The organism is Methylobacterium sp. WL8 (assembly GCF_008040045.1).
Lineage (GTDB): Bacteria > Pseudomonadota > Alphaproteobacteria > Rhizobiales > Beijerinckiaceae > Methylobacterium > Methylobacterium cerastii.
In genome coordinates this window covers 21465-27464 of record NZ_VRVF01000067.1, presented here as the reverse complement: position 1 = coordinate 27464, position 6000 = coordinate 21465, and the positions used below count along the sequence as shown (strand labels likewise).

Sequence of the window (6000 nt, the reverse complement as noted above, 5' to 3'; positions counted from 1 at the left end):
GGCCCTGCGCCGATCCCTCGACATCCGCAGGCAGGCGCGGACCGCACGAACCCGCTTCCGCCGCGATCCCGACGCCTACCTCACCGCCCTCGAACAACAGGCCCAACAGCCAATTCTGCCGTCCTAGTTTTTTTGTTCGCTTGCCGGATGTTTGAACCGCCGCTCCCGTTCACGACTGCGTCTTCGAAGCTTCCGCCTCGCGAAAGCCCCGAGGGGCGAGGTCCCAGGTGGAGCGATGCAGCTCAGCTCTTCTTGCGGAACGCGTCGAGGCTGACGACCTCGGCGCTCGCCTCGCCACCGTCGCCGTCCTTCTTCGCGGCCTTGGCGGCGACACGCGGCTCCTTCTCGTCCGCCTTGCTGGCGTTCTGCGCCGCGGGGAGGGCGGGGATGACCTTCGGGACGTTGCTGCCGATCGCGGCGATCCCGGTTCCGGCTTTCGGCTTCATCTCGGTGGGCTCGGAGGCCGCGCCGCGCGGGCCGGCCTTCGCGGCGCTCGGCGCCGCGTCCTCGCCGGCGACCTCGGCGGTTTCGTTCAGGTCGAACTTGAGGCCGAACTGGACCGACGGGTCGAAGAACCCCGACAGGGCATCGAACGGCACCAGAAGACGCTCGGGCACGCCCGAGAACGACAGCCCGACCTCGAAGCTGTGCTCGGTGACGCCGAGATCCCAGAACTGGTGCTGGAGGACGATCGTCATGTCCTGCGGATACTTCTCGCGCAGTGCCTGCGACATCCGCACGCCCGGGGCCTCGGTGCGGAAGGAGACGTAGAAGTGGTGCTCGCCCGCCAAGCCCTCGCGGGCGGCGTCGGTCAGCACCTTGCGCACGACGCCCCGGAGGGCGTCCTGGACCAGGAGATCGTAGCGGATCAGGTCGTCTGCCATCTTCGGTCGCTCTGTGCGGTCTGCCCGACGACCTGTCGCGCGGGACGCGTACCAGATCGGATGAGAAAGGAAGGCGGCTTCCGTCGCCGGAGGCCGGGATACCGAGCGGCCGACGTGCGCCGTCGCGACACCCTGCCGACCACCGCGCCGGCGGACCTGCCCGGTCGTCCGGCCCGGCAGCGCCATCGTGTCCGATGGCAGGGGGCTACGGTGGACGAAGCGGATCCGATAGGTTCGAAGTGACCGGCGCGTCGCCAAGAGCGTTCGTCGCCATTCCGGCCTTTCGACCGGACGAGAGAACATAGAGGGGATCGCCGCGGTTTTGAAGCCCGATCATGGCGCCCTGCCCGTCGACGCCGCCGCACCGTCCGAACCGGGCCGGCGATGGGTCGCGGCCGGGCGCCTCGCCCTGAACCTCGTCGTCCTGGTCGGGATGCTCCTGCTCTACCTCGCGGTGGCCAGCCTGATGTCGCTGGCCGCGGTGCGGGTGGGCGCCGACCTGCTCGCCGGGATCGACCCGTTCCTCGACGCGGTGCGGCGTCCCTATGTCGGCGCCACCGAGCTCGTCTGGCGCGAACTCGCCGTCGATGTGCTCCGCCAAGTCTTCTTGGCAGGTCTCGTCGTGACGGGGGCGCTTGGCCGCGACGGGTCCGCCTGGCGGCGCAGGCTGGCGCTGGACCGCGAGCGCCCGAACGGGATGCGGCCGCGCACCCTGCTGCTGATCCTCCTGCTCTGGCCGATCGTACACATCGCCTGGGTCACCGGGACGGCCGAGGCGTTCGGCGCCGCCTTCGGAAGCGGCGTGCGGCTCTCGCCCATGCTGAGCCCTGCCGCCGTCGCGGTATGGCTCAGCTACGTCGTGGTGCTGGCGCCGGCCGCGGAGGAGATGCTGATGCGCGGCGAGGGCTTCGCCGCCGCCCGCCGCTTCCTGCCACCCGCGGCGACGATCCTCGTCACGGCACTAGTCTTCGCGCTGGCGCACGTCTCTGCCTGGGGTTTGGCGCGCCCGGTCTCGCTGGCGCCGCTGGCATTGATGCTCGGCTGGCTGCGCTGGCGCACAGGCCGCCTGTGGCCGTGCATCGCGCTCCACGGCTGGAGCAACCTCGCGCTAATCGCCTACGTGCTGTGGCCTTAAACCGGCGTCAGGCCGACCGGCTCGCCAGCGCTTCGCGCACGGTGCTCGCGACGGCGTTGTTGCGGAGGTCGCGCGGAATCAGAATCGCGTCCGGGAAGAGGTGCGAGGCGTCGTCCGACATCTCCTCATAGTAGTCGCTCGCCAGGACGATGCGCAGACCCGGCCGGAGGGCACGGGCCTCGACGGCGAGGCGCGAGCAGCACAGGTCGCCTTCGAGGCCGACATCGGCGACGAGCACGTCCACCGGCAACCCGAGGACGAGAACCGTGAGGGCATCGACACCGCTGTCACAGGCCGTGGCCTGATAGCCTGCGCGGCGTATCTGATTGGATACCTCATCCCGCCAGCGCTTCTGCCGGCCGGCGACGAGGACTTGGACCCCATAACAGCCGCCTGGGGGCTGGGGGGCGTTCACGAGCGTTTGTGCGCTGGTGTTTTGCGGCATTCCGCGTTCGACTCGGCGTTCGCGTTGCATCGCAGCATGCTAGGCCGGGACGGCGCGGTCGCGCAAGCCCCCCGCCGCGATTGCGCCTTATTCCCAAGCCGGCACGCCCAGGAAGCGGGCATGCGCTCCGATCGGGCAGGCGGTTGACCGCTGCGGGGCTCGCGGGGCAACAGGACCCCGTCGCCGGCGATGCCGCGATCGAATGGAGAGGGTATCGATGTCGTCCGCAAAGTCTCCCTCCGTCTCCCCGCTCGCGCCGGCCTCAATGCCGACCCTGCCAGCGATCCGCGGCGTCGGGCTCGCCACCGCCCAGGCCGGCATCCGCTATTCCGGCCGCACCGACGTCCTTTATGTCGGCCTCGACGCCGGCACCGCGGCCGCCGGCGTGTTTACCCGCTCGCGCTGCCCCTCCGCGCCGGTCGATTGGTGCCGCGAGGCGCTTGCCGCCGGCTCGGCGCAGGTGCTGGTCGTGAACTCCGGTAACGCCAATGCGTTCACGGGGTCGCGAGGACGGGACGCGGTGGCGCTGACGGCGCGGATCGCCGCCGCCGCCGCCGGTTGCACCGAGGGCGAGGTCTTCGTCGCCTCCACCGGCGTCATCGGGGAACCCCTCGATGCGACCAAGTTCGAGGGCGTGCTGGCCGAGTGCGCCGCCCGCACGGCCGCGGGAGCCGAGGCCTGGGACGCCGCCGCCCGGGCGATCATGACCACCGACACCTTCCCGAAATCCGCGAGCCGCACGGCCGAGATCGACGGCGTGGCGGTGACGATCAACGGCATCGCCAAGGGCGCCGGCATGATCGCGCCCGACATGGCGACGATGCTCGCTTTCGTGTTCACCGACGCGGCGCTGCCGCAGCCGGTGCTTCAGGCGATGCTGACGGCGGGCGCGGACAAGAGCTTCAACTGCGTGACCGTGGACGGCGACACCTCGACCTCCGACACGCTGATGCTGTTCGCCACCGGTGCCGCCGCCACGGTCCCGGTCTCGGACGCGGCGGACCCGCGGCTCGCAGGCTTTCGCGCGGCCTTGGACGACCTGCTGATCGAGCTGGCGCAGCTCGTCGCCAAGGACGGCGAGGGCGCGCGCAAGTTCGTCACCGTGGAGGTCGGCGGCGCCGAGAGCGACGCCTCGGCGCACCGCATCGCGATGTCGATCGCCAACTCACCGCTGGTCAAGACCGCGGTCGCCGGCGAGGACGCCAACTGGGGCCGCGTTGTGATGGCCGTCGGCAAGGCCGGCGAGCCCGCCGACCGCGACCGCCTTGCGATCTGGTTCGGCGACGTGCGCGTCGCCGTCGCCGGGGCGCGTGACCCGGATTACAGCGAGGACGCTGCGAGCGCGGTGATGCGCAAATCCGATGTCGTCGTCCGGGTCGACCTCGGCCTCGGAGCCGGCAAGGCCCGGGTTTGGACCTGCGACCTCACCAAGGGCTACATCGAGATCAACGGGGATTACCGCTCGTGAGGCGCGTCGCCACTGCACTCATTATCCTGCCCGTCGTCGCGGCGCTGCCGGCGCATGCCGACGACGACGCCTGCCGTCGCGGCATCACCGTCACCGGCCGGGCTCAGACGACGCGGGCGCCGGACTTCGCCGAGGTGACGGTCGGCGTCGAGGCGCGGGCGGGCAACGCCGCCGCGGCCCTCGACGCGACCTCTAAGGGCGTGGCCGGCGTCGTCGCGCTCGGCCGCGAGGTCGGCATCCCGGTCGGCGACATCGGCACCGCCGCGGTCGTGCTCGAGCCTGCTACCCGCACGATTACCCGACCGAACGGCACGAGCCAGGACGAGCCCGACGGCTACCGGGCGTCGAACCGCGTCACCCTGCGGCTCGCCGATATGAGCCGCCTCGGCGACCTGCTGCGACGATCGCTCGAAGCGGGGGCCAACCGGATCGATTCCATCGGCTTCGGGCTGACCGATCCCGACCGCGTCGAGGCGGCCTTGCAGGTCGACGCGGCGCGCACTGCCCGCACGCAGGCTGCGGCGCTCGCCGAAGCCGTCGGCGCGCGGCTGGGCAGCCTCTGCTCGCTCGTCGCGAACCGCACGTCCGTCCCGATGGGACTTCAGGCGAGCCGCGCTGTGGCATCGCCGAAGCGCGTCCCGATCGAAGCAGGGACGATCAGCAGTTCGGCCGAGGTCACCGCCACCTTTGCGATCGGCCGATGAGCACCGCCGTGCCTGCGCCGGTGCGCCTGCTCCTCGTCGTCGCCGTGGCGCTTGTCGACCACGATGGCCGCGTGCTCGTCAGCGAGCGTCCGCCCGGCAAGCAGCTGGCGGGGCTTTGGGAGTTCCCAGGCGGCAAGGTCGAGCCGGGCGAGCGCCCCGAGGCGACGCTCATCCGCGAGCTCGCCGAGGAGATCGACATCCGCGTCGAGGAACCGTGCCTGGCGCCGCTCACCTTCGCGAGCCACGCCTACCCGGACTTCCACCTTCTGATGCCGCTCTACGTCTGCCGTCGCTGGAACGGCACGCCGCGCTCGCTCGAGGGGCAGGCGATCAAGTGGGTGCGCCCGCGCGACCTCCGCGACCTCGCCATGCCGCCGGCCGACGAGCCGCTGATCCCCTACCTGATCGACCTTCTCGGCCCCTGAGGTCTCTTAGCGGAAGCCGGCCACGCGGCGGTCGCGCTTGCGCTCGGCCGCCGGCTGATAGGCGATCTGGGCGTGGTGCGTGCAGTAGGGCAGGCCGGTGATCGAGCGCGCGCCGCAGAATCCGAATTCCGGCGTGGTCGGGTCGCCGATCGGCCAACGGCACATCGATTCCCGGAGGTCCATGATCGTCACCCGCTGCGAGGCGGCGAGCGCCACGGGCTCGGGCTTGGCGGCCGGGACGGGGAAGTCCGGTGCGAGCCGGTGCGAAAGGATCGCTACTGGCTCGGGCGCCTCGACCTCGACCACGGCGATGGCCGTCTCGATCTCGACCTCCTGGGCGGGCTTGCGCCGGGCGGCCGTCGCATCCTCGACCGGCTTCAACACGCGGCCGGACAGCCCGAGCCGGTGCACCTTGCCGATCACCGCGTTGCGGGTGACGCCGCCGAGCTGCGCCGCGATCTTGCTCGCGCTCTGGCCGTCTTCCCACAGCTGGCGCAGCAGCGTCACCCGCTCGTCCGTCCAACTCAAGATGGTATCCATGGTCTCGCCCCTCCCGATCTGAACCCGCGGGCTGCCTCGATCCCCGGCAGTGAAGGCGCGGATCGGACGCGACCTGTCCTCGCGATCCGGCCGCTCCCGAAGCTCGGGACAAGGCCGGCGCGAAGCCCGTCGTGCGCGCCGCTGGTCATGACGCCGTACCCCCCTGAGGCATCCGGCGACGCTGTCAACCTACAGGACCGTTCTCCGCCGATGCAAGGGCGCGGGAACCGGAGCGAAGGCTGTCCACCGACCAATGTCCGCACGGGAACCCAGGCGTTCCGGACGGCACGCGTGTGACCCTGGTGCACCACCTGTGGGCGTACGGTTCCATTGCCGCCGAAGGCCAGGAACGGTACTATGGCCAAGCTCGTTCGCTTGCCGTGACGGCGCTCGTCGGGC

The 6000-nt window shown here is 71.0% G+C and carries 7 protein-coding genes; 4 read left to right on the top strand and 3 right to left on the bottom strand.

Annotated features, from left to right (window positions below; translation table 11 throughout):
- Positions 1-242: 242 nt before the first annotated feature.
- Positions 243-884 (bottom strand): ClpXP protease specificity-enhancing factor SspB, encoded by a 642-nt coding sequence (locus FV234_RS20155; protein ID WP_147763860.1) that lies wholly within the window; start codon positions 882-884, stop codon positions 243-245.
- A 322-nt stretch (positions 885-1206) separates the two neighbouring features.
- Here FV234_RS20155 and FV234_RS20150 point away from each other — a divergent pair, with 322 nt between their 5' ends.
- The gene (locus FV234_RS20150; protein ID WP_238270700.1) at positions 1207-2019 is read left to right on the top strand and encodes a CPBP family intramembrane glutamic endopeptidase; all 813 of its coding nucleotides are present in this window, start codon (positions 1207-1209) and stop codon (positions 2017-2019) included.
- 7 nt (positions 2020-2026) lie between these two features.
- Here FV234_RS20150 and FV234_RS20145 read toward each other — a convergent pair whose 3' ends face one another.
- Positions 2027-2464 (bottom strand): histidine kinase, encoded by a 438-nt coding sequence (locus tag FV234_RS20145; RefSeq protein ID WP_147763859.1) that lies wholly within the window; start codon positions 2462-2464, stop codon positions 2027-2029.
- A gap of 217 nt (positions 2465-2681) precedes the next feature.
- On the opposite strand from FV234_RS20145, the gene argJ reads away from it, so the two are divergent.
- From argJ to FV234_RS20130, 3 genes are read left to right on the top strand one after another with little or no spacing between them, the layout of a single operon-like run.
- A complete protein-coding gene (gene argJ, locus FV234_RS20140; protein ID WP_147763858.1) occupies positions 2682-3932 on the top strand; it encodes a bifunctional glutamate N-acetyltransferase/amino-acid acetyltransferase ArgJ in 1251 nt (416 codons plus the stop codon).
- A complete protein-coding gene (locus FV234_RS20135; RefSeq protein WP_147831254.1) occupies positions 3929-4636 on the top strand; it encodes an SIMPL domain-containing protein in 708 nt (235 codons plus the stop codon). The genes argJ and FV234_RS20135 overlap by 4 nt, the downstream gene beginning before the upstream one ends.
- 8 nt (positions 4637-4644) lie before the next feature.
- On the top strand, positions 4645-5061 hold the full coding sequence (locus FV234_RS20130; protein WP_147813203.1) for a (deoxy)nucleoside triphosphate pyrophosphohydrolase: 417 nt from the start codon (positions 4645-4647) through the stop codon (positions 5059-5061).
- Between the two features lie 6 nt (positions 5062-5067).
- Here FV234_RS20130 and FV234_RS20125 read toward each other — a convergent pair whose 3' ends face one another.
- Positions 5068-5601 (bottom strand): GcrA family cell cycle regulator, encoded by a 534-nt coding sequence (locus FV234_RS20125; protein ID WP_147763856.1) that lies wholly within the window; start codon positions 5599-5601, stop codon positions 5068-5070.
- Positions 5602-6000 lie beyond the last annotated feature (399 nt).